Origin of the sequence: Streptosporangium canum (genome assembly GCF_900113865.1) — a bacterium.
GTDB lineage: Bacteria > Actinomycetota > Actinomycetes > Streptosporangiales > Streptosporangiaceae > Streptosporangium > Streptosporangium canum.
Genome location: NZ_FOQY01000015.1, coordinates 15,485 through 42,089, shown reverse-complemented (window position 1 = coordinate 42,089; position 26,605 = coordinate 15,485). Strand labels below are relative to the sequence as shown.

Here is a 26,605-nt window from a genome sequence, read left to right as displayed (position 1 = left end):
GTCGTGGCGTGGTCGCTCAGCGGTACTTGTCCGATCGGAGATCCGCGAGGCATTCCTGGAGTTCGCGGAGCCCGGCGGCGGTGGCGGTGTTCCATCTCTCGAGGAGAACGGCGCTCTCCTCGACCGCTCCGCGCAGGCTGTCCCGCGCCCGGCGCTTCTCCTGCTGCGTCTGTTCGCTGATCCGTTTCCGCTCCCTCGGCACGCGGCCGAGCTCCGGCAACGCCCATATGACGCTGAGGAGGCCGAAAAGCAGGAACATCCACGCGACCGCCCCGTCGGCGACGGGGAAGGAGAGCAGTGCGGCCGCCAGGCCGACCCCTCCGAAACCAAGCCGGACGGTGTCGTACCGGACCTGCTCCGCCGCTCTCTCGATGTGCGTGCACAGGTCGTCGGCCAGCCGATCGGCCTGGTTCCCCTCGGGCGTCTCCGCGTCGATCTCGCATCGCCAGTCCGGCCACCGTACCTGCGTGACCTGCACGCGCGCCGGCCGGTGCTCGGTCGCCTGCGCCGCGACGGACTGGCCGGCGGCGATGATCCATCCGCCGGCGTAGCCGAGCGCGAGACGCTGGGCCCGCTCACCGATCCCGCACTTCTCGGGGGCGAACGCGGCACGGGTCAGCAGGGTCGGCAGGTCGATCGTCTCGGAGAGGGGGTCGTTCAGCTCGGAGGCCGCCTGTGCGCCCCTGCCGTTGCCGCCGCTCTCGACCACGAGCTCCGCCTGGCGGATGGATCTGAGGTATTCCAGTTCGTCGGGGCCCGGGTGCTTGATGAGCGCCTCGATCGCATGCCGGATGTGGTCGTACTCGGAGCGGGGCCCGCTCTCGACGGCGGCGAAGCGGCTGCGGAAATGCGTGGCCACGGTCCCGCACGCGGTGGCCTGTCTCCAGCCGTCTTCGATGCGCTGCCACTGCCCGTCGGCCAGCTGCCGGAGCCGGGGGTAGTCCCGGTCGGGCAGCGGAGCGTGATAGGCGAGGAGCTGCCGGCGGCATGCGTCACGCTGGGAGCTGTAGGCGGGACTCGTCGCGTCCGTCAATGACTCGATCTCCTCCGCCCATCTGCTCAACCTCTCCTTGGCGTAGGTCAGGGCCTTCTCTCCGAGCTCCTCCTCCGCCAGGGCGTTCAGCACGTGGAAGAACTCGCCGCCGAGCGCACGGGGATTGAGCGATTCCAGGTAGCGGCTCATGCTCCGGGCGGCCGTCTCCTCGTCTCCGCGCAGGGAATGCACAAGGGCGAGGAACAGCGTGCTCCGGCTCTTGTCCGCGGCCGTCGCCAGGCTCCACGCCTGGTTGCGCAGCTCCTCCTCCTCCAGCAGTTCCGCGGCGACGGCGACCACGGCGGGGCCGAGCCAGTACTCCCCGTTGCTGAGCATCTGCGTGCTCACCGCCTGCCGTACCGTCTCCGAGGCCAGCGTGCGATCGCGGACCGCGGCGGCGACGAGCTCGGTGATCAGGCTCCTCGCGAGCCGGCGCGCGTGGTTCCGGGAGGCGAACTCCTCCTTCATCTCGGCCGTCAGCCGGTGCAGCTCGGCCCACGCCTCGGCTCTGCCGGCGTTGAGCTCCACCTGCGCGCGCAGGTCGTTCACCGACTGGGCGACAGCCTTGAGCTCCTTGGCCAGAAGCGCCTGGCCCTCCTGCAACTGCGTGACCTGTTTGCCGAGATCCTCGGTGGACTTCGTCATCGACTTCAGCTTGTCCATGACTCCGGTGTTGTGCGCTGTCCAGCTCAGGGTCAGCGGCTGCATGGAGGACTTCACGGTCCGCTCCACCGCCGCCGCGAGGTCATCTCTGTCCGTGGTCACGCACTCTCCTGGTCTTCACCGCCGGGGAAACGACCGCACGTCGCGAGGCTTTTGAACAGTCGGAAAACATGACATGAGACGCCTTATTCATAGCTGGCGCCGTATCCGCCTGCAAGATGGCGAGCATGAGGAACCCCCCATGCTCGCCGACGCCGTCTCTCCCGAGCGGCGCTTCCGCTCAGATCGGCAGCCTGGAGAAGCCATCGGCGCGTCCGCACACGACGGTCAAGGGGGAGGAGACGGAGTGGCGGCGGGTCGTGCGGTCAGGGTCGTGAGGGCCGGTTCGTGAGGGCCGGTTCGTGAGGTCAGGGGCCGGTCAGGCGGCGGTCGCCGCGGGTGGTGACCACGAACACCTGCCAGCTGTAGTAGGCGTAGTAGTTCCTGATGTCCTGCTTGATCTGGCGGGCGTGCAGCAGCACCGCGTCGACGTACGCCTGGGAGTGGTTGTAGGCGTACAACGCGCGCCGGTAGTCGCGCGGCGCCCCCGAGGCGTGCAGGTAGTTGGCCGCGGCGAGCAGGGCGTCGCGGCTGTCCTGGATGTCACCGCCCATGCCGTAGGCGGCCCACGTTCCCGGCATGAACTGCATGGGACCCTTGGCCCCGGTGTGGCTCGGCGACCGCACGCGGCCGAACTTGGTCTCGACGAACATCACCGCCGCCAGCACCTCCCACTCCACGCCGAACTTGCGCTCGGCACGCCGGAAGTGGCCCAGCAGGACGTCCGCGGGCTCGGGCGGCTGGACGCGGAACTTCGCCGCCCCGCTGATGGGCCGGACGAGAGAGCGCAGGTTCCGGCCGGCTGTCACGTTGTCCTTCGCCGGCCCGGCCAGGGCCTTGGGCAGCTTGGCGTAGGTGCGGGAGGCGACCTTCGGGTTGCGGACCAGGTAGCGGTAGACGCGCTGCTGGTGCAGGGCCAGCAGCACCACCGGCTCAGGGGGTTGGCCCTTGCCGGGGTCGCCGTCGCGCACCCAGTCGTCGACGGCGCGCCGGAGCTGTGCGGTGGTGCTGGTCAGGGAACGGGCCAGCCGCGACGGGTCGGTGGGGATCGCCACGTCCGGGGCGGGCAGGTCGGGCACCTGGCCCGCGGGTGTCTGGGACGCGGGCTGCTCCGCCGACGGCGTCCCCGACTGCTCCGCGGCGGGCCGGGTCGCCGTCTGGCCGGCAGCGGCCGGTACGGCGGCGCTCGGCGAGGTGGCGCTCGATGAGGCGGCGCAGCCGGAGATCGCAACGGCCAGGCCGACGAGCGAGGCGACCATCGGCCTTCCACGCAGCCGTCCTGCGCGCAGTAGTCGGTCTGCGCGCGGCAGCCGGTCTGTGCGCCGCATCCGGTCTGTGCGGCCGTCCGGTGGCCTGGCACCCGAGGCGTCCGGCTCCGCGGGCATCGTCTGCCCGCCCGGCCGGTGGCCGTGCTCCGGTCGTGCGATTCCCGCCTGCTGATCGTTCATCGGCCCCAACGTACCCGAGCGGCGACCTCCGAGGCCGTTTTCCCGGGTGCCGGCGGCGCGGGGACGGTCCCCGGCCGCCGACCGATCCCTCGGACGCCAGAACCCTCATGCGGCTGGACGAACGCACAGGTTGGAGATCAAGCTGATCGGCGACCGCACGGTCCGACGCGTGCTCAGGAGGCGCTGTGAAGCTCCGCGGGCACCTGTTCCCCGACGGTGTCGGTGATCCAGGAGCGGTAGTGGGTCACGTCGGTCCAGATGCCGACCCCCGGCTCACCATTGGGGTTGGTGGAGCAGCCGGCGCCGCCGTCCATGCGGTCATCCACGTCGTCGCCATCGCGCGAGGTGGCTCCGATCAGCTCCCACCGGCCGCCCACCCTGCGGATCTGCGGACCTCCGGAGTCGCCGTTGCAGGCGCTGGCCGCACGCCCGTGCTGCTCGCCGGTGCACAGCTCGCTGCCGCGGTTGAGGGAAGCGCACCGGTTGTCGGGCACGCGTACGGTGTCGAGTTCCTGCAACCGCCGGGGACCGTTCTTACAGGTCGGATCGTTCCTGTCCTCGCATGCCATGCCCCAGCCGATGACGCGGCTCGGCTCGCCTACCCGGCCGGGGGCGTCGGCGACGCGGATGGGTTCGAGGTCTACCCGCCGGTCAAGCTGGACCAGCGCGATGTCGTCCTTGAACCTCCCGCTCCGGCCGCGTCCGTCGGGGCCGGGATGGATGATGACACGCTTCACACCGGTGAGAGCTCCGCCCTTGCCGCGGTCGAGAGAGCCGACCCGTACCTGCGTCCTGCCGGGCTTCATGAGTCCCTTGCAGTGGGCGGCGGTGACAACCCAGTCCGGGGCGATGAGGGAACCGCCGCAGTGGTGGCCGGGCAGCCCTCGCAGTTGGAAGGAGACCATGAACGAGTAGGGCTCCGTCGCGGCCCTCCCACCGATGATGGAGAGGTGGCCTGTGCCCGCTGAGCGGGCTGTGGCCGCGGCGGCCGTCGTGGCGGTGGTCAGTGCGAGCCCGGTGGCCATGAGGGCGGCGAGCACCGCTGATCGTCTGCCAGTTGCCCTGAACACAGATCTCCCATCAGTTGAGAGGTGCGGCTGGGGAGACACCTTGAATGTTCCGCGATTCGATCGCGGTTCTTCGGCGGCGGGCTCGACGGGTGGCAGCCGTACTGGCCCAGCTCACCCACCGGCCCGCACCGCGGACTTCCGGCAGCGGCGAGCCGGACGGTTCCACGGTGGTCGGGCCAGAGGCACCCACCGGCTCGACACGCAGCCACACCAGGCTACCTGCGACTTCTCTCGGAACCGACGTCGATGAGCCAGACCGGCCGGGACCACGCGCACCGCCATCGGCCTGCGGCTGCACACGATCCCTCAGAGAGCACACGCCGAGCCCCGGGCCACCGGTGCCGACGGACAGGAGGCCGTGGTCTCCCCGGCCTTCGCCGAATGGTCCGAATCAGAAGAATTCAGGGCAAATGTGATCCCAATGTCATAGAGATCCGCCATCGTGGAGGGGTGCGAACGTGGCTCAGTGATCAAGTTGGGAAGCGGCTGGGCACGTTTGGCCTCATCGCGCCATCCATCGCGCAGTGCGCCGTGGGTGCCGCGCTGGCCTGGATCGTCGCCGTTCATCTGCTCGGCCACACCCACCCCCTCTTCGCGCCCATCTCCGTGATGATCTGCGTGGGTGTGGGGGCCGGGCGGCGGTTGCGCAGGGTGGCCGAGCTGGTGGTCGGCGTCAGTCTGGGCGTGGGCATCGGCGACCTGCTGGTGTCCTGGATCGGCTCGGGCCCCTGGCAGATGGCACTCGTGATCGCGCTGGCGATGACCCTCGCGGGGCTGCTGAACAGCGGTGAGCTGTTCGTGTCGCAGGTCGGGTCGTCCGCGGTGCTGGTCGCCATGCTGGTGCCGGGCGAGGACGTCGGCGGGCTGGACCGGATGGCCGACGCGCTCACCGGCGGCGTCATCGGCATCGCCGCGGTCGCTTTGCTGCCCGCCAGCCCGCTCACCATCGCGGGCAAGCATCTGTCCGGCGTGCTCGACGCCTTCTCCACCGTGCTGGAGCAGGCGGCGGAGGCGATCGAGAAAGGCGATATGGATCTGGCCGCCGAGGCCCTGGAGGGCGGACGCAGGACCCAGACGGCGGTCGAGGAGTTCGAGGCGGCGCTGGAGAACAGCAAGGAGATCATCATGATCTCGCCGCTGCGCCGGCATCACCGGGCCAGACTGACCAGGTACGAGACCGCCGCCGTACCGGTGGATCTGGCGCTGCGCAACGCGCGGGTGCTGGTCCGCCGCACGCTCGCGGCGCTGGGTGAGGCCAGCCCGCCACCGGCCGCGCTGGCCGAGTTGCTGCGCGAGGTCTCGGAGGCGGCGCTGCTGCTCCAGCTCGAACTGGGGGCCGGGCGCGAACCGATGCTGGCCAGGCAGGCGTTGCTCGCCGTCGCCGCGCGGGAGCGACCTAAGAACCTGGGCTTCTCCGCGAACGTCATCATCGCGCAGCTGCGCTCCATCGCCGTCGATCTGCTCGAGGCGACCGGGATGGACCACGACGCGGCCTCGGCCGCGCTGACCCCGCTGAACGAGCCGAGCGAGGAGAGCACGCGCGGCTGAGGCCCGAACAGCCCGAAGACTCGCCAGATCCGTTAAGAAGAGTGCCCCCGGCATGATTCGAAGCTGTGCGGGCGGTGCGGGCCGCGCCGGCTGACGGTGCTCTGCCAGATGGCCGGGACGGCCGCTGACGGCAGGCCGGGCCCAGGGCCCTGACGGCCGGCCGACGGGCTCTCACTTATCGTGGTCATGGCGCCGCGTGCCTGCCCGGCGCGGCACCCGCACGTGGCACCCGCGCTTGGCACCCGCACGTGGAGAGCACGCACCCTTCAGCACAGCGAAAGAAACCAACTCATGATCTTCATTGCCGTCAAGTTCACCGTCCGCCCCGACCGCAGCGAGGAGTGGCTCTCGCTCGTTGACGACTTCACCCGGGCCACCCGGAAGGAGCCGGGCAACGTCTTCTTCGAGTGGTCCAGGAGCGTCGAGACGCCCAACCAGTTCGTCCTGCTTGAGGCGTTCGCCTCATCCGCGGCGGGCGAGGCCCACGTGGGCTCCGAGCACTTCAAGACCGCCATGGCGTGGATGCCCGAGGTGATCGCGGAGACGCCGGAGATCATCAACGTCGAGGTGCCCGGCGACGGCTGGTCGCAGATGGCGGAACTGACACCGGCCTAGCCAGCCGATGTACGGCCCTGTGGACTCGGCCTGCTTTGCTGATAGCCGCGGCCCTCGGCCGCCTGGCGGATCTTCGCTCCGCCGTACTGGCCACGCGGGATGCACATGGGGCAGCCGCGTTAAAACAGCGCTAGAAATCACTTCCCTGCCCATCTCCATGAGGCTGTGCTGCTCAAGAGATACGTATGACGCGCGTAGGCCACAACGTCCTGCTGTGGAATCAGTGCGACCCGGGGATGATGCAGCTCAAGTTACCCATTTCCGCGATAAGGGAAGAGGGGGACGCATGTAAAATGCCTACTATTCCTAGGCATATGCCCTAATGTTCATCGCCATGAAGATTCGTGCGATCATGGTGGCTGTCGGGGTATCCGTCCTGCTCTCCTCCGGTGCGACCAGTGCCTACGCATATCCGGTCAACGATGCCCCGGACTTGACCAACAACTCTCTTTACGCCGTCGGTAAGCTCCCCGAGGCGGCATGTGCGGAGAAACCCGCCAAGGGGAAGACGCTGGCCTCGGTCACGAAGCACGTCAACGCGGTCATCTCCTGCCTGAACGACACCTGGGGTTCCTATCTCAAGGAAGCCAGCCTGCCGTTCGTCCCGACCCTGGTGGAGATGAAGGGCACGCACAAGACGGACTGCCGTGGGCTGCCGCTGAGCCCGAAGAAATCAGCGGTCTTCTACTGCGGGCGCCACGCCAACTTCATCGTGCAGATCCGTTCCGACTGGATCAAGGCGTCCGACGACGTTCAGATTTTCGCGCAGCTGAGCTCGGCGTACGGCGAGCACGTGCTGAACATGGTCGACATCGGCGAGGCATACAACGCCCTGCACGCCGACGACGGCACTGAGATGTCCGAACAGCTTCGCCGCTACAACCTGCAGGCGCAGTGCATCAGCGGAGTGACCGCCAAGAGCCTGTGGCCCGCTCTCGGCTACCCCGCCAAGGACGCCAAACGCCTGGCGGAGCTGGCGAAGACCGGGGCGAACAAGAGCAAGATCGACATATTCGGTAAGGGCGCCAACCTGGCGTACTGGTTCAACCGGGGCTACTCCACCGGCAACCCCAAGTCGTGCAACACCTGGACCGCCCCGTCTGGCAAGGTCGCGTAGCCTGCCGCGACGGAATCCTGCCGCCGCCATTTTCCCGTTCGACGGCACGGCTCTCGCTCCGCGGGCGCCGTGCCGGACGTGGATGGGTTATCCGATGTACGGACCGTCGGCCGTACCGGCCAGGTAGTGCCGGATGCGCAGGCGCATCGACCGGTCCATGGTCAGCGAGCCGATCTCGTCGCGAGGCACCCAGCGGACTTCGCGGGACTCGTCGCTCAGCGTTGGCTCGCCGACTACCGCGCGGCCGGTCAGCACGGTGGAGAACTCCTGGCGGGGCTCACCGTTGCCGGTGTAGAGGATCACGTGGCGGGGGTCGGTGTAGGTGCCGACCAGGCCGGTGATGCCGGTCTCCTCCAGCGTCTCCCGGACGGCCGCCTGAGGCAGGGACTCGCCCAGGTCGATCGCGCCGCCGGGCACGGCCCAGTTGTCGTTGTCGGTGCGGCAGATCATCAGGATGTCTCCGGCATCGTTGACGACCACGACATTGACGGAGGGAACGAGGCTGTTGGGCGCGGGCGCCTCAGGGGCGTCGCAGAAGTCGAGCCGGCGGGCCATGGCTCAGGACCCTGCGGGAGTGGCGCCGGCCCAGACGTTTTCGAAACTCTCCATGTAGGTCGAGACCATGTCTCCACCCAGCACCTTGCGCAGGTGCATGACCGGAGCGTCGGCGGCGAACTTGCCGTAGATGTGGGTGTTGACGAGAAGCTGATCGTCTCCGCGGTAGATGGAGTTGTACAGGATCGTATGGTGGAGCCGGATCTCCACACCGTCGATCTGCCGTAGCGGGCGGTAGAGCGTCAGAGCCATTCGGGTCTGCGCGGCCATGCCCTCACCGACGCCTCCGTCAGCCCCACGCCGGTCGCCCTCAAGCGCGTCCGGGTCACCGAGCAGGATGCGCACCCGTACGCCGGCCTTGGCCTTCGCTGTGAACGTCCGCATGATGCCGGTGTCCTGAGCGATGAAGATGCCGCTGTAGACCAGCACACCGATCTCTCGTTCGGCCTGTGTGAACAGCCGTCCCCAGGCGTCCCTGGGGGCGGCCCAACGATGCGGGTAGACAGTGACGATCTCACTCTCGGACGCGGCGGCCACCTGCTGAGGCGTCAGCGCCTCGGGCCACAGGTAGCTCTCGTCCGTCTCCAGGAACGAAGCCACTGCGTAACGGTGCTTTCGGTACGGCGTGCGGTCCTTGGTGATCCACCGCTCCACCGTTTTCGGGTCGACCGCAATCGCCTCGGCCAGTTCGGCCACCGATGCCCCGCGTTCGAGCAGGGCCGCGCGCAGTCGCTCGTTCGCCATTCCACCTGCCCAGAGGGGACGTCCAGGGACGTGGCAATCGTAGACCGGACGTCCTGAACATGTCCCGTCCTGTAGTGATCTCATCCCGCCTCTTCGGCGCATTCTCGGTACCGCAAGGCACCACCGGCCGCGACGAGAGGAGAGACGACGGTGATCAACTACTTCGGATCGATCGACGAGACGCCCGACTGCGAGTGCGGCGCGGCCCTGGAGCAGGGGCGGTTCCTCTGCCGCGAGTGCCGGGCGCGGGACCGCTGGAGGTGGCGTCAGCCGGCCAAGCACAGAACGACCACGAGGAGCGGGCAGACCCGGCGTCCGGCCAACCGCCCGTACGGCATCGCCGAGGCGGGGGTGATCTGGACGTGACCGCGATCCCGCTGATCATCGCCCTCGTGCTCGGGGCGACCGTACTCGTCGGCTATGTGCTCGTTCTGGTCGGAATGCGCCAGGAAGACCGACGGATGCGCTTGACCGACGTCCCGCCGAGTCGCGCGGCGGGCTTGGCCCGGCGGGTCACCGGCTGCCACGTGCGGGGATGAACGCGCTACTCGCGCTCGGCGAGCGGGGATTCCACCTCGCCCCGTCCTGGACGGAGATTACGGCGAGCGTCCACACGACCGAGATGAACACCTTCGACCTGGACGAGCTGCTCAACGCCTGACCTGCTGAAAGGAGGGACACGATGCGACCTGGCTCAACGCGGGCGTACCGGCCACCGAGGCGGCCAAGCGAACCGGGCACAGTGCGGAGGCCCTCCACCGGGTGTACGCCAAGTGCATGGAAGGGCAGCGGGAACGGATGAACGGGAAGGTCAGCAGCGCTCTCGACGGATGATCGGCACAGATGCTCGTCTCGGCCCCGGCACAGACCCGGGGCCTTCTTCATTGAGGGCTTCCTCAAGGTGCGGCAGGCGCCCCCGTCGGATGGCCTGGCGGTCTGCCGCACGTTGAGGAGGGGGGTTGGTCAGTTGCCCCGGGGCGGGCCGAGCGGGGCCTCGGTGCTGTCGACCAGTTCGCAGTCGGCCACGGGGCCGGTGGAGACGCCCGCCCAGATGCCGGCGACCTGCAGGTCCGGCTTCTCGGAGACGCTGAACTCCAGCACCGCGGTCTGGCCGTCCTTGACGACCTTGGGGTCGATCGTGAAGCCTTCCTCCTGGCTCGGCCAGACGACGAGAGGAGCCTCCTCCTTGGACAGGAAGCTCTGGCTGCGGGGCTGCGGGCTGCACCTCTTGCCCGTGGGGATGTAGTCCACGACCGCGTTGAGCCCCATGCCCCGCAGGGCCGCCTGCAGCTCCTCGGGGTTCTTGGCCTCGTTGATGGTGATGTGGATGGTGCCGTCGTCCTTCTTGGAGATGGCATAGGCCTCACCGGCGCCGAGGGCCAGCGGGGCGGCGATCGCCACGGCAGCGGCGGCGGCCAGCACCGGGGCCAAGACAGCAGGGCGTAGCAGCCGCCGCTTCGGCCTGGCGGGTCGAGCGTCCTGATGAATCTCGGTCATCACGAACTCCTTGAGGTGTCGGTGCCGGTCCCGCGGGAGTTCGGGCTCCACCTGAAACGGCAGCAACCGGGCCAGCTCTTCTCGCTCGCCTGCGTTCATCGGTACCCCTCCCTTGTGAACCGGACCGCGGTAGCGCGGTCACCTCTTACCTGTCGTGACGGCCGAGGCGGTTCCCTTTCAGCCGCGAACTTCTCCAGTTTCCTTCGCGCCCGGGACAGCCGGGACCGGACCGTGCCCACCGAGATGCCGAGCGCCTCGGCCGCCTCGGCGTAGCCGAGGCCCGCCCCGACGACCAGCGCGAACACCTCCTGCTCCTGGCGGCGCAGCCTGCCGTAGACCCGCCGGATCGCAGCCAGCCGCTCGGCGTCGTCGATGCGCCCCGCCACCTCGTCGGCGAGGTCCGGGACCTCCTCGCTTCTGGGCATCCGGGTCAGGGCGTCGTCGTATCGGCGGGCGGCCCGCCGGGTATTGCGCGCGACGTTGGTGGCGATGCCCAGCAACCACGGCCGCAGGGAGCCGTCGTTGGCGTCGATGCGGTGCCGCAGCCGCCAGGCCTCCAGGAAGGTCAGGGACGTCACGTCCTCGGCGGTCGACCAGTTGCCCGTCAGCCGGAAGGCATGGCCGTACACCGATCGGGCGAACTCATCGAAGAGCTGCTCGAACGCCTCTGTATCCCCGTCACGTATCCGGGCACGTATTGACATGTCCACACACAGGGACTGTCCACAGCGCCACCCGAGTTCCCGAAAAGCACAGAGAAGAAGCCCGGCGGCAGTGACGGCTACAACTTCCAGGACGAGCAGTGGGAAGTCCGCCGGTTCTTCGTCCGCGACCCGAATGGCCGCGTGGTCAACATCCCGGGGCGTCGATGACCACAAAGATCCGACAGCGGTATCAGCCGATGTGCGGCACAGCCCTACCGGCCAGGAAGTGGCCGATCCGCAGCCGCATTGACCGGTCCACCGCCAGCGTCTCGACCTCCTCGCGTGGCGCCCGGCGGACTTCGCGGGATTCGTCGCCTGATGTCGGCTCGCCCTCGGCGGCGCGACCGGTGAGCACGATGGAGAACTCCTGGCGGGCCTCGCCGTTGGAGGTGTAGAGGATCACATACCTGGGGTCGGTGCAGGTGCCGACCAGGCCGGTGATCTCGCAGGTGATCCCGGTCTCTTCCGGCGTGGGTACTGAACTGAAGTCCTTGACAGGGCCGAATCCAGCACGGTACAAAACCATCTAGTTATAAAACCGAAGGGTAATCAATATGGCTGCCGACGTTCTCGACGCAACGTTCGCCGCGCTGGCCGACCCGACCAGGCGAGCGATCCTGGCCCGGCTGATGGAGGGCGAGGCCACGGTGACCGAATTGGCCGCGCCGTTTGCGATGAGCCAACCGGGCATCTCCAAGCACCTGCGGGTTCTGGAGCGGGCCGGACTGATCTCTCGTGGACGCGACGCGCAGCGCAGGCCCCGCCGTCTGGAGGCCGGCCCGCTCAAGGACGCCATGGATTGGCTGGCGAACTACCGCTCCTACTGGGAGGAGAGCTATCAGAGGCTGGACGACCTGCTCGGCGAACTCGAGTCCGGCGGACCGAACGCCGTCGAACGGGAAAGCCCATGATGCCGCGGCAGGAGCAGACCGAAGGCCTGACGGTACGGGCAGTGTCCGACACCGACCTCGTACTCACCAGGACGTTCGCCGCCCCCCGCCGGCTCGTCTTCGACGCGTTCACCCGGCCCGAGTTGCTCCGGCGGTGGCACGGCGCGCGCGGCTGGCACCTCGTCGTCTGTGAGATCGACTTGCGTCCGGGCGGTGTCTGGCGCTTCGTGTCGCGCGGGCCGGACGGTGCCGAGTTGGGTCACGGCGGGGTGTTCCGCGAGGTCGACGCGCCCGGCCGGCTGGTCCAGAGCGAGGTCCATGACGGCTGGGACGCAGGTGAGGCCCTCGTCACTACCGTCTTCGACGAGTGGGACGGCCGGACCGCGATGACCACCACGGTGCGCTACCCCTCGCGGGAGGTCCGCGACAGCGTGCTCCGTACCCCCATGAAACGCGGCGCGGGCGAGGCGTACGACCGTCTCGCCGAGACGCTCAACGAGATGACCCTGAAAGGCGAGCTGCAATGACCGACACCCAGCCCACGCGGACCGAAATCCCGGCCGACATCGCCGATACCCCGAACAGCCTCACGGGACCGCCCATCCGTCCCGGCGTGCTTCTCCTCGAGCTCGTCCCGGTGCCCGTCACGGACATCGACCGGGCCAAGGCTTTCTACGCCGACCGCCTTGGCTTCCACGTGGACGTCGACGTGCGGCCCTCGGACGGGGTTCGAATGGTTCAGCTCACCCCGCCGGGCTCGGCCTGCTCGATCACCCTGACCGAGGGCATCCCGTCCCTCGACATGCCGGTCGGCACGTTGCGCGGCCTGCATCTGGTAGCGAGTGACATCGAGGAGGCCCGTGAGGCACTCCTCGAGCGCGGTGCGGACGTGGGTCCGGTCGAGGACCTGGGCGGTGTCTACTACGCTCGCTTCGCCGACCCGGACGGCAACACCTGGACTCTCCAGCACATGCCCTGGCGCGTCTGAGGACGCATGTGAAGCTGTCCAAGTAGGTCAAGATCATATATGAGCCGGGGCCGAACGCATCAGGACCAAGCTGTCTACATCCCACAGAGCGTTCGGGGCCTGTCCAGGAAGTCATTCGTTGGCGTCGCGCAAAATGTCCATGGCCTGGATTACGTCGGTGACCACGTAATCCGGGGAATGCTCATGGCCGGGCCAGGCTCCGCGGTCGACCCAGACCGTGCGCAGACCGGCTGCGTGCCCTCCGCCGATGTCCGCGACGGGGTGGTCTCCGACCATCCAGCCCCCGTCGGGGAGATTTACGCCGCATCGCCTGGCGGCGATCTCGAACAGGCCCGTGCCGGGCTTACGAATACCTTCGATGCCCGAGAGCGCGTAGGCGTCTACGGCGTGGGCCAGACCTGTTCGCTGGATCTTGCCGAGTTGGTTGTCCGCCGTCCCGTTGGTGACGATCCCGACCGACCCATCCCGCAGCACGTAGATCGGATAGTCCTGTTAGCACTTCCGGGCGGCAGTGGACGAGGTACGGCATGCGTCTGCGGTAGCCGGCCCACAGCCCCTCGACCGGATCAGGAAGGGCGAAGCGTTCGCTTACCCCGGCGCCTCACGATGGGGGAGACCCTCCCGATTGAGAGCGGTCAACCAGCCAGCGGCCTCGCGCCCCAGGGCCCGCGTCTCGGCGAACTCCTCGGCCCAGATCTGGAACGCGCCGTCGAGGTCTATAAGCGTGTTGTCCAGGTCGAAGAGCGCCAGTCGTTGCACGATGCCCGATCCTAGGCGGGGCTGGCTTCGTTCTACCTGGCCGCATCCCGGCCGCTATCGGGTCCTGTGGGATCGTCCAGCCCTGCCCACTCCGATGAGGTACGGCCTGCGGAAACGCCCGAAGATCCTTCCCACGCACACCCCACAGCCGCTGACATACGGCTGCCTACGGTGGCACACGGCTACACAGAGCCGGGGAACAAGAAGAAGAACATCCCCAGGTCAAAGGCATGATCGCTGGTTAGAAGAGTGCCCCCGGCATGATTCGAACATGCGACACCCGCTTTAGGAGAGCGGTGCTCTATCCCCTGAGCTACGGAGGCAGGGGCTACATGTAAGAGTAGCGAAAATGGCGAGTGCGTGTGCGGTCGGATGGTGGGTGATGGCCGGCGGGCGGGTTATCGCTTCGCTGAGCTGCGGTAAAAGGGTGGCAAGCGGTCGAGGATCATGGGTTTGACGTGGCTAGTGTCACGCTCCGTGATCGAACGGCGACGGAAGCGGATCCGAGGGCATCGCGCGCTGCGGCCGTTGGTGCTGTGCGGGGCGATGCTGGCGCCCGCGCTTCTGGCGGGTGGTCTCCTGGTGGCTGAGCTTACCGGGTATGACGGGGGCCTCCGGGGGGTTGTCGCCGGGTTGGGATCTCGGGAGGGCAAGGGGACTGGAGCGCCCGTGGCGATGGCGCCTGCCCGGGACGCGGTGTTCGAGCCGAGGTTGCTGCCGCCTCCTCCCTCGTCTTCCGGCTCCGATCGTTCTGCGGGCCCCGGGCGCCCTTCCGGCTCCGAGCGGGCATACGGGGGCTGGGCGCCTCCGGCCGTGGCGGATGTGCGCCGTTCGACGGCCGATGTCGCTCCCGTGGACGTCCCCGAGGTTGTGGTGAAGGTGGTGCCCCGGCGGTCCGATCCGCCTCCGGTGCGGCGGGCGTCGCCGCAGCCGGCGCCGCGGACGGAGACCGGGTTCGGCTGCCCGGGGGAGTGGCGGGAGACCTGGCTGTGGGAGGTCTGTAAGGAGCAAGCCCGGCGAGAGGCGTGAGGGAGGGGATCGCAAAATGGGGTGTTCGACGCATATCGGCTGCGGGGAGTCTGGCCCGGACACTCAGCGAGCTGTAGTAGCGTGCGTGCCTGACCCAGGTCACGAGTTCGCAAACGGAGGGGTCGAACGTGCCACCTCGTCGATCAGCGGGTCTGATCGCCGTTGTCGCGACCATGACTTCCCTTTTGCCGGGGGCCGCTGCCACGCAGCGGGCGTCGGCGGAGGTCCAGCCCGTCGCCACCCGTGAGTCCGCGAGCCCTGCCGAGCTGCGTAACGGGTCCGTGCGTCTCGCCGGGTCGCGCCACGAGTCCGCGAATCCGGCCGGGGCGCCCATCGGGTCGGTGGAGCTGGCCGGGGCGCCCAATGGGGCGGCGAATCTGGCTGGGGCGGGGCGTGGGTCCGTGACTTCCAGCGGGCTGCTCCGTGAGCCGGTGAACCTCACCGAGCTGCGTCGTGAGGCGGAGAAGGCGTCCAAGGACCTGGAAGGCGCGACGAAGGCCCTGGAGCAGCGGCGGGCCAAGATCCAGGCGTCGCAGAAGGAGCTCACCGCCAAGCTGCGCGAGCTGCAGGTCGCGGAGAAGGCCTTCGCCCAGGTACGGCAGCCGCTGTCGGACATCGTCGGGCAGCTCTACCAGCAGTCCGCGGGCAGCGACGTGGCCGCCTTCCTGTCCGGCACGTCCAACGCGTCGGCCTTGCGGGCCATGGCGGACGTCTCCCAGCTCGTGGCCGAGCGGGATCAGATCCTTCAGGAGGGCGGGCGCCTGCAGGCCGAGCGCGAGCGGCTGGCCACCGAGGCACAGGAGCTGCGGGCGAGCAACCTGCTGTCGGAGGCGCAGATGGGCGCCGAGATCGAGACGCTCAGGGCGCGTTCGGACAAGATCGTGAAATCGCTTACCCAGGCCCTGGTGAAGCTGGGCGTGAAGGTCGACAAGGGCGGGCAGCCCGCCGCGGGCTGCGCTCCGACCAAGGCGTTGTCGGCGAACGAGTTCGCCAACGGGCTGATCCCCAAGGCGTATCTGTGCCCGCTCCAGCAGCGGGGCAACGAGCTGCGCGGGGACGCGGCGCTGGCGTTCATCAGCCTCAACGAGGCCTACAAGAGGCAGTTCGGCAGGCCCATGTGCCTGACCGACAGCTACCGGAACCTGGCCGAGCAGCAGTCGGTCTACTACCGGCGGCCCGGCTTCGCCGCCATTCCCGGCCGCAGCAACCACGGTCTGGGGCTCGCCGTCGACCTGTGCGGGGGCGTGGAGCGTTTCCGGTCGCCCCAGTTCAACTGGCTTGAGGCCAACGGCAAGAAGTTCGGCTGGTTCCACCCGAAGTGGGCCTATGTCAGTCCGTTCGAGCCCTGGCACTGGGAGTATGACCCGGAGCTGGGCTCTCTGCTCTAGAAGCCCGCAGGGCGCTGCGGGTCGACACATCCAGGTGCCCTCACCGCACGGGTGTGACCGATGCGGTGCATTGGGCGCAGCGGACGGCTGCCGAGGGGATCTCCGAGAGGCACTCCGGGCACTCCCGGTGGGTGGCTTCCTCCCGGGCGGCGAACCGGGCGGAGATCTTCTCGTAGGGGCGGACGACCAGGAAGTAGATGACGGCCGCCACCATCAGGAACGCGATCAGCGCGTTGAGGAAGAGGCCGTACCTGATCTCGCCGGCTCCGATTCTCAGGGTCAGTCCGGAGAAGTCGGGCTGGCCGCCGATCGCCGCTATCAGCGGGGTGAGGATGTCCTTGACGAACGAGTTCACGATGGCGGTGAAGGCGGCGCCGATCACCACCGCGATGGCGAGCTCGACCACGTTGCCGCGCATCAGGAACTTCTTGAACCCACTCAACATGGCCACTCCTCGCTCCGTGCTTCCGGTCACCGTCCGCGCATCCGCACGCGCGTCCGACGTGACCGGGATCTTATTACCCTGAGAAATGGGTCGCTCACCTTCCGTGAGGGTTGATCGTGATCGACAGATGGCCGCCGGCCTGGGCCGAGGCCAGTTCGATGGCCTGGTCCGAGGTGGTGGCCAGCACGATGAGCGCCCCTCGGTCCGCCTCGCCGTCCGGGGTGGTGAGGACCGTGACGTCTTCGGCCACGGTCCTGGCGGGGGCCGCGCCCTCCCAGGTGGAGGGCGCGGCCAGGACGTCCACGACGTCGCCGGGAGACAGCAGGCGCGCGGTCTCGGGATCGGCGACGCGGACCGGGGTGGCGACCGTCCCCGGGCCGTGGGCGGCCAGCAGGCTCGGGCCGAGGAGGCGGGCGTCCGTCAGGGGTTCTCCGCGTCGCATGGGACCGGCCAGGACTCTCCCCGTGATCGCCGTGCCGGGCCGCACGGCGCCGTCGGGGACGGTGTCGGGCCGCAGGGCCACCGGCTTCAGGTCGGCGGCCTCCAGCGCTCCGCTCGGAAGGTCCCTGGCCGCGGCGAGAACGGTCACCGACGCGGTGTCCGGCTTCAGCCCGATGAGGGCGCACGCCATCGCCAGGGCGGCGACAGCGGTGGCGATGAGACGGTGACGGCGGCCGAGGAGGCGGCGGAGGGCGCGCATGACTGACTCCATTAAGGGAGAGCCGGGCGGCGCGGAGCCCGTGACGGGGTGCCCGCCGTACGGGCGGGGTGGGTGGATGGGGTGGCCGCCGTACGGGCGGGGTGGGTGGATGGGGTGGCCGCCGTACGGCGGGGCTGGGGGCGGAGATCGCGACGGGGCGGCCCTGCCGCGAGGCCGGGTCGGGGGAAGGGGAGGGGGCTACTCGGGGAGGTCGAAGGGGAGTTTGATGCCGTCCAGCGCGTTGCCGCAGGGACAGGTGCGGTCCTGAGGCAGGGCGGTGACGACGTCGGTGACGAGGGAGCGCATGCGGGCGATGTTGGTGGCGAAGAAGGCGAGGACCTCCTCGTGGGTGACTCCCTCGCCGGCCTCGACTCCGGCGTCGTGGTCGGTGACCAGCGACAGTGAGGTGTAGCACATGGCCAGCTCGCGGGCGAGGACGGATTCGGGGAAGCCGGTCATGCCGACGATCGTCCAGCCGTTGGCGGTGAACCAGCGGGACTCGGTGCGGGTGGAGAAGCGGGGGCCTTCGATGACCACCAGGGTGCCGCTGTCGGCCAGGTCCCACCCGGTGGACCGGGCGGTCGACGCGGCCGCCGCCCGGCCGGCGGGGCAGTAGGGGTCGGCGAAGGCGACGTGGACGACGCCGTCGGTGTCGTAGTAGGTCTGCGTGCGGCCGGAGGTGCGGTCGACGAGCTGGTCCGGGACGACCAGGGTGCCGGGTCCGAGCTCGGGGCGGAGGGAGCCGACGGCGCTGGGGGCGAGAACCTGGCGGACGCCGAGGGAACGCAGGGCCCACAGGTTGGCGCGGTAGGGGATGCGATGGGGTGGGAAGCGGTGGTCGCGACCATGGCGGGGCAGGAAGGCGACCGGGCGCTCTCCGACCCTGCCGACGGTGACGACGTCGCTGGGGGGACCGTAGGGGGTCGCCACCTCGATCTCCGTGGCGTCGTCGAGCAGGGAGTAGAAGCCCGAGCCGCCGATGACCCCGATGTCCGCGCGAGTGACCATGGCGCTGAGATTAGCGCCAACGCGGTCCGCGAGGAGAGCGGGAGCGCGCCCTGTGGACACGGCGCACACCCTGTGGATAACCGTGTCCTCAATGTGGCCGTCTGATCACTCTGGGTATGATCTGCCGTACACCGATCGGGGGTTCGGATGAATGCCCAGCAGTCTCGGCGGCACATGTGGCGCACAGGGGGTCTGGGGCTCGTCCTCGGCGCGCTCATGCTCGGCATGCTGCTCGCCGCGCTGGACCAGACGATCGTCTCGACCGCGCTGCCGACGATCGTCAGCGACCTGGGCGGCCTGGGGGAGCTGTCCTGGGTGGTCACCGCCTACATCCTGTCCTCGACGGTCTCGACGCCCCTGTGGGGCAAGCTCGGCGACCAGTACGGCAGGAAGAAGCTGTTCCAGGCCGCGATCGTCGTCTTCCTGGTGGGCTCGGCGCTGTGCGGCCTGGCGCGGAACATGGGAGAGCTCATCGGCTTCCGCGCCCTGCAGGGGCTGGGCGGCGGCGGTCTCATGGTGCTCGCCCAGGCGATCGTCGGGGACGTCGTGCCGGTCCGGGAGCGAGGGAGATACCAGGGGTTCTTCGGCGCGGTGTTCGCGGTCTCCAGCGTCGCGGGGCCGCTGCTCGGCGGCCTCTTCGTGGACCACCTGTCCTGGCACTGGGTCTTCTACGTCAACCTGCCGATCGGCGTCCTCGCGCTGATCGTGATCTCCACGGCGCTGCCGTCCGGCACGGAGCGGACCCGGCACGCCATCGACTACCTCGGCATGGCCTTCCTCGGCGGCGGGGCCGCCTGCCTGGTCCTGATGGCCACCTGGGGCGGGACCGCCTACCCCTGGGGGGACCCGGTCGTCGTCGGGCTGGGAATCGCCGCGGCGGCGCTGCTGGCGCTCTGGTGGCAGGCGGAGAAGCGGGCGAGGGAGCCGGTGCTGCCGCCGCGCCTGTTCGGGATGCGGGTCTTCAACGTGGCCTCGCTGATCGGCTTCGTGGTGGGTTTCGCGATGTTCGGCCCGCTCACCTACATGCCACTGTTCCTGCAGGTCGTCCAGGGAGTCTCGCCCACCGCGTCCGGGTTCCACCTGCTGCCGATGATGGGCGGCATGCTGGTGACCTCGATCGTCAGCGGGCAGATCATCACGCGCAGCGGGAGATACAAGGTCTTCCCGATCCTCGGCACCGCGATCGTGTCGATCGGGCTCTACCTGCTCTCCCACGTCCGCGAGGACACCTCCGTCCTCCGGCTCAGCGTCTACCTGCTCGTGCTGGGCGTGGGCATCGGCCTGGTGATGCAGGTGCTGGTGATCGTGGTGCAGAACGCGGTCGGGTTCGAGGACCTCGGGGTGGCCACCTCCGGGGCGACCTTCTTCCGCCTGATCGGCGGCTCGTTCGGCGTCGCGATCGCCGGATCGATCTTCACCTCGCGGCTCACCGACGACCTGGTACGGCTCTCGCGGACGGTGAGCATCCCGCCGGGGATGGAGAGGGCGGTCCAGTCGGACCCGACGGTCATCCAGAGGCTGCCGCCGGAGACCGCCACGGCGTTCCTCGCGGCCTACTCCGACGCGATCGCCCACGTGTTCCTCTACAGCGCGCCGGTGGCCCTGGTCGCCTTCGCCGCGGCCTGGCTGCTGCCCGAGGTGCCCCTGCGGGAGACCACCAAGGCGGCCGACCTGGGCGAATGCTACGGCGCCGCGCCCACCGAGCGCTCCTCGCTCGCCGAGGTGGAGCGGGGGCTGTGGCGGCTGGCCGACGCGGACATGCGCAGGGACTACTACCGCCGCCTGAGCGACATGGCCGGCCTGGATCTGCCGCCCGGCGCCGTGTGGCTGCTCGCCCGCCTGGGCACCCGGGGCCCCCAGGCGGGCACGGAGCTCGCCGAGCGGGCGGGGGTGACAGTCGAAAGGGGCCGGCCGTACGCGGACCTGCTCGTCGCGCGCGGTCTGGTCCGCCGGGCCGGCGACGGCGTCCTGGGGCTGACCCGGGCCGGCGAGCAGGTGGCCGACCGGCTGGTCGCGGAGGCCCGTGAGGGTCTCCGGCGGCTGATCCGGGACTGGAACCCCGAGGAGCATCCCCGGCTCCGGGAGCTGCTGCAGCGGCTCCCCCGCGAGCTGCTCGGCTCGGCGGGCGATCGCCCGCGGAACGGCTGACCGGCCTTCGGCGGGTACGGCGGGCCCGGCCGGCGGCGAGAACGGTCGGCCTGGCCTGCGGCGGGTACGGCGGTCCGGCCTGCGGCAGGAGCAGCGGGCTCAGCCTGCGGCGAGAACGGCCGGCCCGGTCGCGGGAGGGGCGGCTCGTCCGTCTGCGGACGGAACGGCCGGCCCTTGGCGCACGGCCTCCCGGAACGGCCGCCCGGTCCGGGCGGCCGGCTCAGGACGCCGCGGGGGCCGGGCTGCTCGCGGTCTTCGTCGTCTTCGAGGACGTCGAGGAGGCCGACTCCGTCGACGAACCGGACGAGCCGGACGAGTCGGAGCCGGACGGGGCCGGCGAGCTCGACGAGGAGCTCGCGCTGCCGGAGCTCACCGTGCTCGTGGAGGAAGACCGGCTGTCGGTCCGGTAGAAGCCCGACCCCTTGAAGACGATGCCGACCGCGGAGAACACCTTGCGTAGCTCGCCCGAGCAGGTCGGGCACTCGGTGAGCGCGTCGTCGGAGAACTTCTGGACGATGTCGAACTCGTTGCCGCATGCACTACAGGCGTACTGGTAGGTGGGCACGCGCTCCTCCTCGGTTGTCCGCGCCGATTGGCACTCTATAGACGCGACTGCTAATGGTACGCAGCCGACAAGCTTAAACGCGAGTCGAAGCTGTCGCATTCCACTCGGATCAGGTGCCCAGCTCGCCGAACCAGCCGGCGAGTTTGCCCCTGCGGCTGATCGCCCGGATCCGCCGTTCGACCGGATCCCTGCAGGCCGCGGTGGTCACGACCAGGAGTTGGTCGTCGATCCTGATTCTCGTGGAGTCGGCGGGCACGAACGTCCGGCCGTCCCTGACGATCAGCGTCACCTGGGCGTCGGTGGGCAGCCTCAGCTCGAAGATCTCCACACCGTGCAGCTTCGAGGTCGGCGGCACCCTGATCTGCAGCAGGTCGGCGTTGAGCTCCTCCAGCGGCGCCGAGTCCACCTCCAGGTCGCGGGCCTCGTCCGGAGTGGAGAGCCCGAGCAGCTTCGCCACGAAGGGCAGCGTCGGCCCCTGCAGCAGGGTGTAGACGACGACGATGACGAAGACCTCGTTGAACACGAACTTGGCGGTGCCCTCCGCGACCGAGTCGGCGGCCCAGGGAATGGTCGCGAGCACGATGGGCACCGCTCCGCGCAGTCCCGCCCACGACAGGAAGGCCTGCTCCCGCCAGTTCAGCCGGTCGACCCGCGCCAGCCGTACCAGCTGGGCGGAGAGGACGATCGACAGCGGCCGGGCCACCAGGACCAGGATCAGCCCGGCCACCAGGCCCGGGACGATCGCCGACGGCATCTCCGACGGGCTGGCCAGCATGCCGAGCATGACGAACAGGCCGATCTGGGCCAGCCAGGCCACGCCCTCGGCGAACCCACGGGAGGCGGCCCGGTGCGGCATCCGGGAGTTGCCCATGACCAGGGAGGCCAGGTAGATCGCCAGGAAGCCGCTGCCGTGCAGGAGCACGGCGCCGGCGTAGGCGACGAACGACAGCGCCAGCACCGCGATCGGATACAGGCCGGAGACCGGCAGCGCGATGCGGCGCAGCGCGTAGACGCCGAGCGGCCCGACCGCCAGGCCGACGATCGCGCCCACCGTCAGCTCGAAGACGACCAGCAGCAGCGCGCTTCCCAGGCTGGGCGAGGTGGCGGCGCTCAGCAGCATCACGGCGATGACGGTCGGCGCGTCGTTGAGGCCGGACTCGGCCTCCAGGATGCCCGCCAGGCGCGGGGGCAGGGGGAGGCGGCGCAGGACGGAGAAGACGGCCGCCGCGTCGGTGGACGCGAGGATCGCGCCGAGCAGCAGCGCGGTCCGCCAGTCCATGCCGAGCAGCAGGTGCACGGGGACCGCGACGGCCGCGATGCTTATCCCGACACCGACGGTGGCCAGCACCAGCGCGGTCGGGATGGAGCGCTTGACGTGGTTCCAGTTGGTGGTCAGGCCGCCCTCGGCCAGGATGATCGCCAGGGCGACCAGCCCCATCTGCTGGGCGAGCTCAGGGTTCTCGAACTGGAGTCCGAAGCCGGCCTCGCCGACGAGCAGGCCGAAGCCCAGGAAGATGAGAAGGCTCGGCAGCCCGCTCCGGTGCGCGACCCGCACCGCGAGGATGGCCGCGATGACGATTCCAGCCCCGAGAAGCAGCCAGACATCCCATCCCATCTGGCCCCCTCTCTGACTCCAGGGACCATTGTGTCGCATTCGGCCGAGTCGTCAGGCACTCCGCGGAGCGATGGCGGTGATCCCGTCCGGCAGGGCCGCATAGCGGACCGGCAGGTCGTGAGGCTCGGCGGGGACGCCTTCCAGCAGCTCCCCCTCGTACAGCAGGGCGACCGTCGGCACGTTCGGGCCGACCCTCGCCAGCGCCCGGTCGTAGGAGCCGCCGCCGCGGCCGAGCCGTACTCCGGTGAACCGGTCCACCGCCAGCGCGGGCACGATCACCAGGGCGGCGGTCCTGATCGCGTCGACGCCGCGCCGGGTGTCCACCGGCTCCATGAGCCCGAAGCGGCCGGGAGCGAGCGTGTCGGGGCCGTCGTACACCGCCCAGTCGAGGTCGTCGTCGTCGCGGAGCACCGGCAGGATCACGGTGGCGCCGTGTTTCCACAGCGCGAAGACGAGCCCGTGGGTCGCCGGTTCCGTCCCGATGGACCAGTAGCACGCGATGAGGCCGGCCATCTGGACCCACGGCTGCTCCAGCAGTGTTTCCCGAGTCCGTACGGAAGCCGCATGCCGCTCGTCTCCGGGGATCGAGGCACGCGCGGCCTCGACCGTCGAGCGCAGCTTCAGCTTGTCCACAGATCCCTCCACTATGGTTTCGGTTATGGCCGACTTGCATCCTGTGACCAAAGCCGTTGTTCCCGCCGCGGGCCTGGGCACCCGTTTCCTACCGGCGACCAAGGCGACTCCCAAGGAGATGCTGCCGATCGTCGACAAGCCCGCCATCCAGTATGTCGTCGAGGAGGCGGTCTCCGCCGGGCTGCTCGACGTCCTGATGGTCACCGGCAAGAACAAGCGTTCCATCGAGGACCACTTCGACCGGGCGATCGAGCTTGAGGACGCCCTGGAGGCCAAGGGCGACGACGAACGGCTCTCCCAGGTGCGGGAGCCCGCCGACCTGGCGACGCTCCACTACGTACGGCAGGGCGAGCCGCGCGGCCTCGGTCACGCCGTGCTCTGCGCCAAGCAGCACGTGGGCGACCACCCGTTCGCCTGCCTGCTCGGCGACGACCTGATCGACTACCGCGACGAGCTCCTCAAGCGCATGATCGAGGTACGCGGCGCCTACGGCGGCAGCGTCATCGCGCTGATGGAGGTGCCCAAGGAGCAGGTCTCCCTGTACGGCTGCGCCGCCATCGAGCCCACCTCCGAGGACGACGTGGTGCGGGTGACCGACCTGGTGGAGAAGCCGCCGGCGGAGGAGGCCCCGTCCAACTGGGCCGTCATCGGCCGCTACGTGATCGACCCCGCCGTCTTCGAGGTCCTGGAGAACACCCCTCCGGGCCGCGGCAACGAGATCCAGCTGACCGACGCCCTGCGCACCCTGGCCGGTCGCGGCGGCGACGAGGGCGGGCCGGTGCACGGCGTGCTGTTCCGCGGCCGCCGTTACGACACCGGCAACAAGCTCGACTACCTTCGCACTGTGGTGCAGTTCGCGGCGGACCGGTCCGACCTGGCACCGGAATTCATGCCCTGGCTGAAGGAGTTCCTGGCATCCCGATGACCCCGACGAGCCCGATGAGATCGGTTGACGACCACCTGGCGGACATCCTGCTCACCGTGCGGGCGCTCGCCCCGCTGGAGGTGGACCTGGAGCAGGCGCTGGGCACGACCCTGGCCGAGGAGGTCACCTCCCCGGTCCCGCTGCCGCCGTTCGACAACTCGGCCATGGACGGCTACGCCGTACGGGCCGAGGACGTCAGGCAGGCCCCGGTGACGCTGCCGGTGCTCGGCGACATCGCGGCCGGTGACGACGGGCGGCTCACCGTCGGCCCCGGCACGGTCACGCGGATCATGACCGGCGCCCCGATGCCCGAGGGGGCCGACGCCGTGGTCCCGGTCGAGTGGACCGACGGCGGCACGGCCCAGGTCACGATCGGCCGGTCGGCGCCGCCGGGACACGCGATCCGCCGGGCGGGCGAGGACGTGCGCGCCGGTGAGGTCGTGCTGCCGGCGGGGACCTTGATCGGCCCCGCGCAGCTCGGCATCCTGGCCGGGGTCGGCCGCCGCCGGGTGCTGGTACGGCCCCGGCCGAGGGTCGTGGTGATCTCCACAGGCGCGGAGCTGGCCGAGCCCGGCACCCCTCTGGCTCCCGGCCAGATCTGGGAGTCCAACAGCTACACCCTGGTCGCCGCCGTCCGCGAGGCCGGAGGCGACGGGTACCGGGCCGGAGTCGTGGCCGACGACGCCCGGCTGTTCCTCCACCAGCTCGACGCGCAGCTCCTGCGGGCCGACGCCGTGATCACCAGCGGCGGCGTCTCGATGGGAGCCTACGAGCCGGTCAAGGAGGCGCTCGGCCCTCTTGGCACGGTCCGGTTCGACCGCGTCGCCATGCAGCCGGGCATGCCCCAGGGGTTCGGCGTGGTGGGCGAGGACCAGATTCCGATCTTCGCGCTGCCGGGCAATCCGGTGTCGTCCTTCGTGTCATTCATGTTGTTCGTCCGGCCGGCGCTGCGGAAGATGCGCGGCCTGCCCGCCGGGCCCGCGCCGACGGTGCGCGCCGTGACCGCCTCACCGCTCCGCTCGCCCCAGGGCAGGCGGTCCTACCTGCGGGCGGTGCTGGCCGCCGACGGGACCGTCACACCGGTGCGGGGGCAGGGCTCGCACCAGCTCGCCGCCCTGGCCGCGGCCAACGCCCTGATCGTGCTCCCCGAGGACGTCACCGAACTGCCCGAGGGCGCGACTGTGGAGGCCATCCCCCTGTGAACGGGCGGATCCGGGTGGCTGCGGTGATCGGGGCGGCTGCGGTGATCCGGGCGAGCGGACGGAGCGCGCGAGCCGGTGCCGTGAGCGCGGGCGCCGCGACACAGGGCATTGTGTGCGTATGAGTGGATTCACGCATATCGATAAGACCGGCGCGGCACGCATGGTGGACGTCTCCGCCAAGGACGTCTCCGTCCGTACGGCGAGCGCCACCGGCAAGGTGCTGCTGTCGACCGAGGCCGTGGCCCTGCTGAGGTCGGGGGACATCCCCAAGGGCGACGCGATCGGCACCGCGCGGATCGCGGGCATCATGGGCGCCAAGCGCACTCCCGACCTGATCCCGCTCTGCCACCCGATCGCGCTGCACGGGGTGAAGGTCGAGCTGGCCGTGGTCGACGACGGCGTGGAGATCACCGCCCGGGTCAAGACCGCCGACCGGACCGGTGTCGAGATGGAGGCGCTGACCGCCGTCTCGGTCGCCGCGCTCGCGCTGATCGACATGGTCAAGGCGGTGGACCCGGCAGCCGTGATCACCGACGTCCGGGTCGAGGAGAAGACCGGCGGCAAGACCGGGGTGTGGAACCGGCAGACCTGATCACTGGCGGCCGACGGCCAGCGCGGGTGCCGGTGTCGACGCGGGTGCGGGTGCGGGTGCCGACGCGGGTGCGGATGCGCCTGCCGGGGTCTGAAGGCGGCCGCGGTGCGCGAGGCTGGGAGGATGGGAGGATGGCGGCATGAGAGCTCTGGTGATCACGGCGTCCAACCGGGCCTCCGCCGGGATATACGAGGATAAATCCGGGAAACTGCTGGCCGAACTCCTCGCCGAGGCCGGATGCGACGTGGACGGCCCCCGGGTGGTCCCCGACGGTTACGAGGTCGAGCTGGCCCTGCGGGCGGGGGTGGCCGAGGGATACGACGTGATCGTCACCACCGGCGGCACCGGGCTGACCCCGGCCGACCTCACCCCGGAGATGACCGCGCGGGTGCTGGACCGGGAGATCCCCGGCATCGCCGAGGCCATCCGCCAGTCCAGCCGTGACAGGGTGCCCACCTCGATCCTGTCCCGCGGGCTCGCCGGGCAGGCCGGCGGCAGCCTGATCGTCAACCTGCCGGGCTCCACCGGAGGGGTCCGCGACGGCATGGCCGTACTCCTGCCCGTGCTCGAGCATGTCGTGGACCAGATCCGGGGGGGAGACCACCCACGCTGAGCCGCCTGAAGG

At 69.8% G+C, this 26,605-nt stretch carries 31 protein-coding genes and 1 tRNA gene; 15 read left to right on the top strand and 17 right to left on the bottom strand.

Going from position 1 to position 26,605, the window contains the following annotated elements:
• Positions 1–16: 16 nt before the first annotated feature.
• The 3 genes from BM085_RS22295 to BM085_RS22285 form a co-directional block, all read right to left on the bottom strand.
• Positions 17–1,798 (bottom strand): hypothetical protein, encoded by a 1,782-nt coding sequence (locus BM085_RS22295; protein ID WP_093888874.1) that lies wholly within the window; start codon positions 1,796–1,798, stop codon positions 17–19.
• Between the two features lie 305 nt (positions 1,799–2,103).
• A complete protein-coding gene (locus BM085_RS22290; RefSeq protein WP_093888873.1) occupies positions 2,104–3,243 on the bottom strand; it encodes a lytic transglycosylase domain-containing protein in 1,140 nt (379 codons plus the stop codon).
• A 173-nt stretch (positions 3,244–3,416) separates the two neighbouring features.
• Positions 3,417–4,283 (bottom strand): S1 family peptidase, encoded by an 867-nt coding sequence (locus tag BM085_RS22285; protein WP_218158799.1) that lies wholly within the window; start codon positions 4,281–4,283, stop codon positions 3,417–3,419.
• 480 nt (positions 4,284–4,763) lie between these two features.
• Between BM085_RS22285 and BM085_RS22280 the strand changes: the two genes are divergently transcribed.
• The 3 genes from BM085_RS22280 (at position 4,764) to BM085_RS22270 (ending at position 7,593) form a co-directional block, all read left to right on the top strand.
• On the top strand, positions 4,764–5,861 hold the full coding sequence (locus BM085_RS22280; protein ID WP_093888872.1) for an FUSC family protein: 1,098 nt from the start codon (positions 4,764–4,766) through the stop codon (positions 5,859–5,861).
• A 291-nt stretch (positions 5,862–6,152) separates the two neighbouring features.
• Entirely contained in the window at positions 6,153–6,476 is a 324-nt protein-coding gene (locus BM085_RS22275; protein WP_093888871.1) for a putative quinol monooxygenase, read from the top strand.
• 334 nt (positions 6,477–6,810) lie between these two features.
• Positions 6,811–7,593: a neutral zinc metallopeptidase gene (locus BM085_RS22270; protein ID WP_177245213.1), complete on the top strand. Its 783-nt coding sequence runs from the start codon at positions 6,811–6,813 to the stop codon at positions 7,591–7,593.
• Between the two features lie 87 nt (positions 7,594–7,680).
• Here BM085_RS22270 and BM085_RS22265 read toward each other — a convergent pair whose 3' ends face one another.
• Complete coding sequence (locus tag BM085_RS22265) at positions 7,681–8,148, bottom strand: NUDIX hydrolase (protein ID WP_093888869.1); 468 nt, start codon at positions 8,146–8,148, stop codon at positions 7,681–7,683.
• A 3-nt stretch (positions 8,149–8,151) separates the two neighbouring features.
• Entirely contained in the window at positions 8,152–8,892 is a 741-nt protein-coding gene (locus BM085_RS22260) for a helix-turn-helix domain-containing protein (RefSeq protein ID WP_093888868.1), read from the bottom strand.
• Positions 8,893–9,042: 150 nt separating this feature from the next.
• Between BM085_RS22260 and BM085_RS22255 the strand changes: the two genes are divergently transcribed.
• Genes BM085_RS22255 through BM085_RS46865 form a run of 3 tightly spaced genes read left to right on the top strand, consistent with a single transcriptional unit; the run spans position 9,043 to position 9,553 of the window.
• Positions 9,043–9,258, top strand: coding sequence for a hypothetical protein (locus BM085_RS22255; protein WP_093888867.1), 216 nt, complete (start codon positions 9,043–9,045; stop codon positions 9,256–9,258).
• Positions 9,255–9,431 carry a hypothetical protein gene (locus BM085_RS44570; protein ID WP_177245212.1) on the top strand — a complete coding sequence of 59 codons (177 nt, stop codon included), beginning with the start codon at positions 9,255–9,257 and terminating at the stop codon, positions 9,429–9,431. The genes BM085_RS22255 and BM085_RS44570 overlap by 4 nt, the downstream gene beginning before the upstream one ends.
• On the top strand, positions 9,428–9,553 hold the full coding sequence (locus BM085_RS46865) for a hypothetical protein (RefSeq protein ID WP_281249864.1): 126 nt from the start codon (positions 9,428–9,430) through the stop codon (positions 9,551–9,553). Before BM085_RS44570 ends, BM085_RS46865 begins: the two co-directional genes overlap by 4 nt.
• A gap of 302 nt (positions 9,554–9,855) precedes the next feature.
• Here BM085_RS46865 and BM085_RS22250 read toward each other — a convergent pair whose 3' ends face one another.
• From BM085_RS22250 to BM085_RS22240, 3 genes are all read right to left on the bottom strand, one after another.
• A complete protein-coding gene (locus BM085_RS22250; RefSeq protein WP_143121017.1) occupies positions 9,856–10,389 on the bottom strand; it encodes a hypothetical protein in 534 nt (177 codons plus the stop codon).
• 95 nt (positions 10,390–10,484) lie between these two features.
• The gene (locus BM085_RS22245) at positions 10,485–11,093 is read right to left on the bottom strand and encodes an RNA polymerase sigma factor (RefSeq protein WP_093888987.1); all 609 of its coding nucleotides are present in this window, start codon (positions 11,091–11,093) and stop codon (positions 10,485–10,487) included.
• Positions 11,094–11,283: 190 nt separating this feature from the next.
• Entirely contained in the window at positions 11,284–11,619 is a 336-nt protein-coding gene (locus BM085_RS22240) for an NUDIX hydrolase (RefSeq protein ID WP_245789541.1), read from the bottom strand.
• A gap of 28 nt (positions 11,620–11,647) precedes the next feature.
• Between BM085_RS22240 and BM085_RS22235 the strand changes: the two genes are divergently transcribed.
• The 3 genes from BM085_RS22235 to BM085_RS22225 are packed head-to-tail and all read left to right on the top strand — an operon-like array spanning position 11,648 to position 12,971.
• On the top strand, positions 11,648–12,004 hold the full coding sequence (locus BM085_RS22235; RefSeq protein ID WP_093888865.1) for an ArsR/SmtB family transcription factor: 357 nt from the start codon (positions 11,648–11,650) through the stop codon (positions 12,002–12,004).
• 41 nt (positions 12,005–12,045) lie between these two features.
• Positions 12,046–12,510 carry an SRPBCC family protein gene (locus BM085_RS22230; RefSeq protein ID WP_245789539.1) on the top strand — a complete coding sequence of 155 codons (465 nt, stop codon included), beginning with the start codon at positions 12,046–12,048 and terminating at the stop codon, positions 12,508–12,510.
• On the top strand, positions 12,507–12,971 hold the full coding sequence (locus BM085_RS22225; protein ID WP_093888864.1) for a VOC family protein: 465 nt from the start codon (positions 12,507–12,509) through the stop codon (positions 12,969–12,971). The genes BM085_RS22230 and BM085_RS22225 overlap by 4 nt, the downstream gene beginning before the upstream one ends.
• 111 nt (positions 12,972–13,082) lie before the next feature.
• Here BM085_RS22225 and BM085_RS46055 read toward each other — a convergent pair whose 3' ends face one another.
• The 3 genes from BM085_RS46055 to BM085_RS22215 all read right to left on the bottom strand — a co-directional run bounded on the left by BM085_RS46055 (position 13,083) and on the right by BM085_RS22215 (position 14,053).
• Positions 13,083–13,445, bottom strand: coding sequence for an HAD family hydrolase (locus BM085_RS46055; RefSeq protein ID WP_245789537.1), 363 nt, complete (start codon positions 13,443–13,445; stop codon positions 13,083–13,085).
• 114 nt (positions 13,446–13,559) lie between these two features.
• Positions 13,560–13,730 (bottom strand): HAD family hydrolase, encoded by a 171-nt coding sequence (locus BM085_RS46050; protein ID WP_245789536.1) that lies wholly within the window; start codon positions 13,728–13,730, stop codon positions 13,560–13,562.
• Between the two features lie 250 nt (positions 13,731–13,980).
• Positions 13,981–14,053: transfer RNA gene (locus BM085_RS22215), tRNA-Arg, on the bottom strand.
• A gap of 1,107 nt (positions 14,054–15,160) precedes the next feature.
• On the opposite strand from BM085_RS22215, the gene BM085_RS22210 reads away from it, so the two are divergent.
• A complete protein-coding gene (locus BM085_RS22210; protein WP_245789535.1) occupies positions 15,161–16,147 on the top strand; it encodes a M15 family metallopeptidase in 987 nt (328 codons plus the stop codon).
• Positions 16,148–16,187: 40 nt separating this feature from the next.
• On the opposite strand, the gene mscL is transcribed toward BM085_RS22210, so the two are convergent.
• The 3 genes from mscL to BM085_RS22195 form a co-directional block, all read right to left on the bottom strand.
• On the bottom strand, positions 16,188–16,592 hold the full coding sequence (gene mscL, locus BM085_RS22205) for a large conductance mechanosensitive channel protein MscL (protein WP_093888863.1): 405 nt from the start codon (positions 16,590–16,592) through the stop codon (positions 16,188–16,190).
• A gap of 94 nt (positions 16,593–16,686) precedes the next feature.
• Positions 16,687–17,292 (bottom strand): RcpC/CpaB family pilus assembly protein, encoded by a 606-nt coding sequence (locus tag BM085_RS22200; RefSeq protein WP_245789534.1) that lies wholly within the window; start codon positions 17,290–17,292, stop codon positions 16,687–16,689.
• A gap of 198 nt (positions 17,293–17,490) precedes the next feature.
• Entirely contained in the window at positions 17,491–18,300 is an 810-nt protein-coding gene (locus tag BM085_RS22195) for an S-methyl-5'-thioadenosine phosphorylase (protein WP_093888861.1), read from the bottom strand.
• A 174-nt stretch (positions 18,301–18,474) separates the two neighbouring features.
• Here BM085_RS22195 and BM085_RS22190 point away from each other — a divergent pair, with 174 nt between their 5' ends.
• A complete protein-coding gene (locus BM085_RS22190) occupies positions 18,475–20,448 on the top strand; it encodes an MFS transporter (protein WP_245789533.1) in 1,974 nt (657 codons plus the stop codon).
• Positions 20,449–20,668: 220 nt separating this feature from the next.
• Here the strand turns inward: BM085_RS22190 and BM085_RS22185 are convergent, their stop codons facing one another.
• The 3 genes from BM085_RS22185 to BM085_RS22175 all read right to left on the bottom strand — a co-directional run bounded on the left by BM085_RS22185 (position 20,669) and on the right by BM085_RS22175 (position 23,261).
• A complete protein-coding gene (locus BM085_RS22185) occupies positions 20,669–21,013 on the bottom strand; it encodes an FmdB family zinc ribbon protein (protein WP_093888859.1) in 345 nt (114 codons plus the stop codon).
• 109 nt (positions 21,014–21,122) lie between these two features.
• Complete coding sequence (locus tag BM085_RS22180; RefSeq protein WP_093888858.1) at positions 21,123–22,628, bottom strand: potassium/proton antiporter; 1,506 nt, start codon at positions 22,626–22,628, stop codon at positions 21,123–21,125.
• A gap of 51 nt (positions 22,629–22,679) precedes the next feature.
• On the bottom strand, positions 22,680–23,261 hold the full coding sequence (locus BM085_RS22175) for a 5-formyltetrahydrofolate cyclo-ligase (protein WP_093888857.1): 582 nt from the start codon (positions 23,259–23,261) through the stop codon (positions 22,680–22,682).
• 25 nt (positions 23,262–23,286) lie between these two features.
• On the opposite strand from BM085_RS22175, the gene galU reads away from it, so the two are divergent.
• The 4 genes from galU to BM085_RS22155 all read left to right on the top strand — a co-directional run bounded on the left by galU (position 23,287) and on the right by BM085_RS22155 (position 26,593).
• Complete coding sequence (gene galU, locus BM085_RS22170; protein WP_093888856.1) at positions 23,287–24,186, top strand: UTP--glucose-1-phosphate uridylyltransferase GalU; 900 nt, start codon at positions 23,287–23,289, stop codon at positions 24,184–24,186.
• Between the two features lie 14 nt (positions 24,187–24,200).
• Positions 24,201–25,388: a molybdotransferase-like divisome protein Glp gene (gene glp / locus BM085_RS22165; RefSeq protein WP_093888855.1), complete on the top strand. Its 1,188-nt coding sequence runs from the start codon at positions 24,201–24,203 to the stop codon at positions 25,386–25,388.
• 118 nt (positions 25,389–25,506) lie between these two features.
• Entirely contained in the window at positions 25,507–25,980 is a 474-nt protein-coding gene (moaC, locus tag BM085_RS22160; RefSeq protein ID WP_093888854.1) for a cyclic pyranopterin monophosphate synthase MoaC, read from the top strand.
• Positions 25,981–26,119: 139 nt separating this feature from the next.
• Positions 26,120–26,593: a MogA/MoaB family molybdenum cofactor biosynthesis protein gene (locus BM085_RS22155; protein ID WP_093888853.1), complete on the top strand. Its 474-nt coding sequence runs from the start codon at positions 26,120–26,122 to the stop codon at positions 26,591–26,593.
• Positions 26,594–26,605 lie beyond the last annotated feature (12 nt).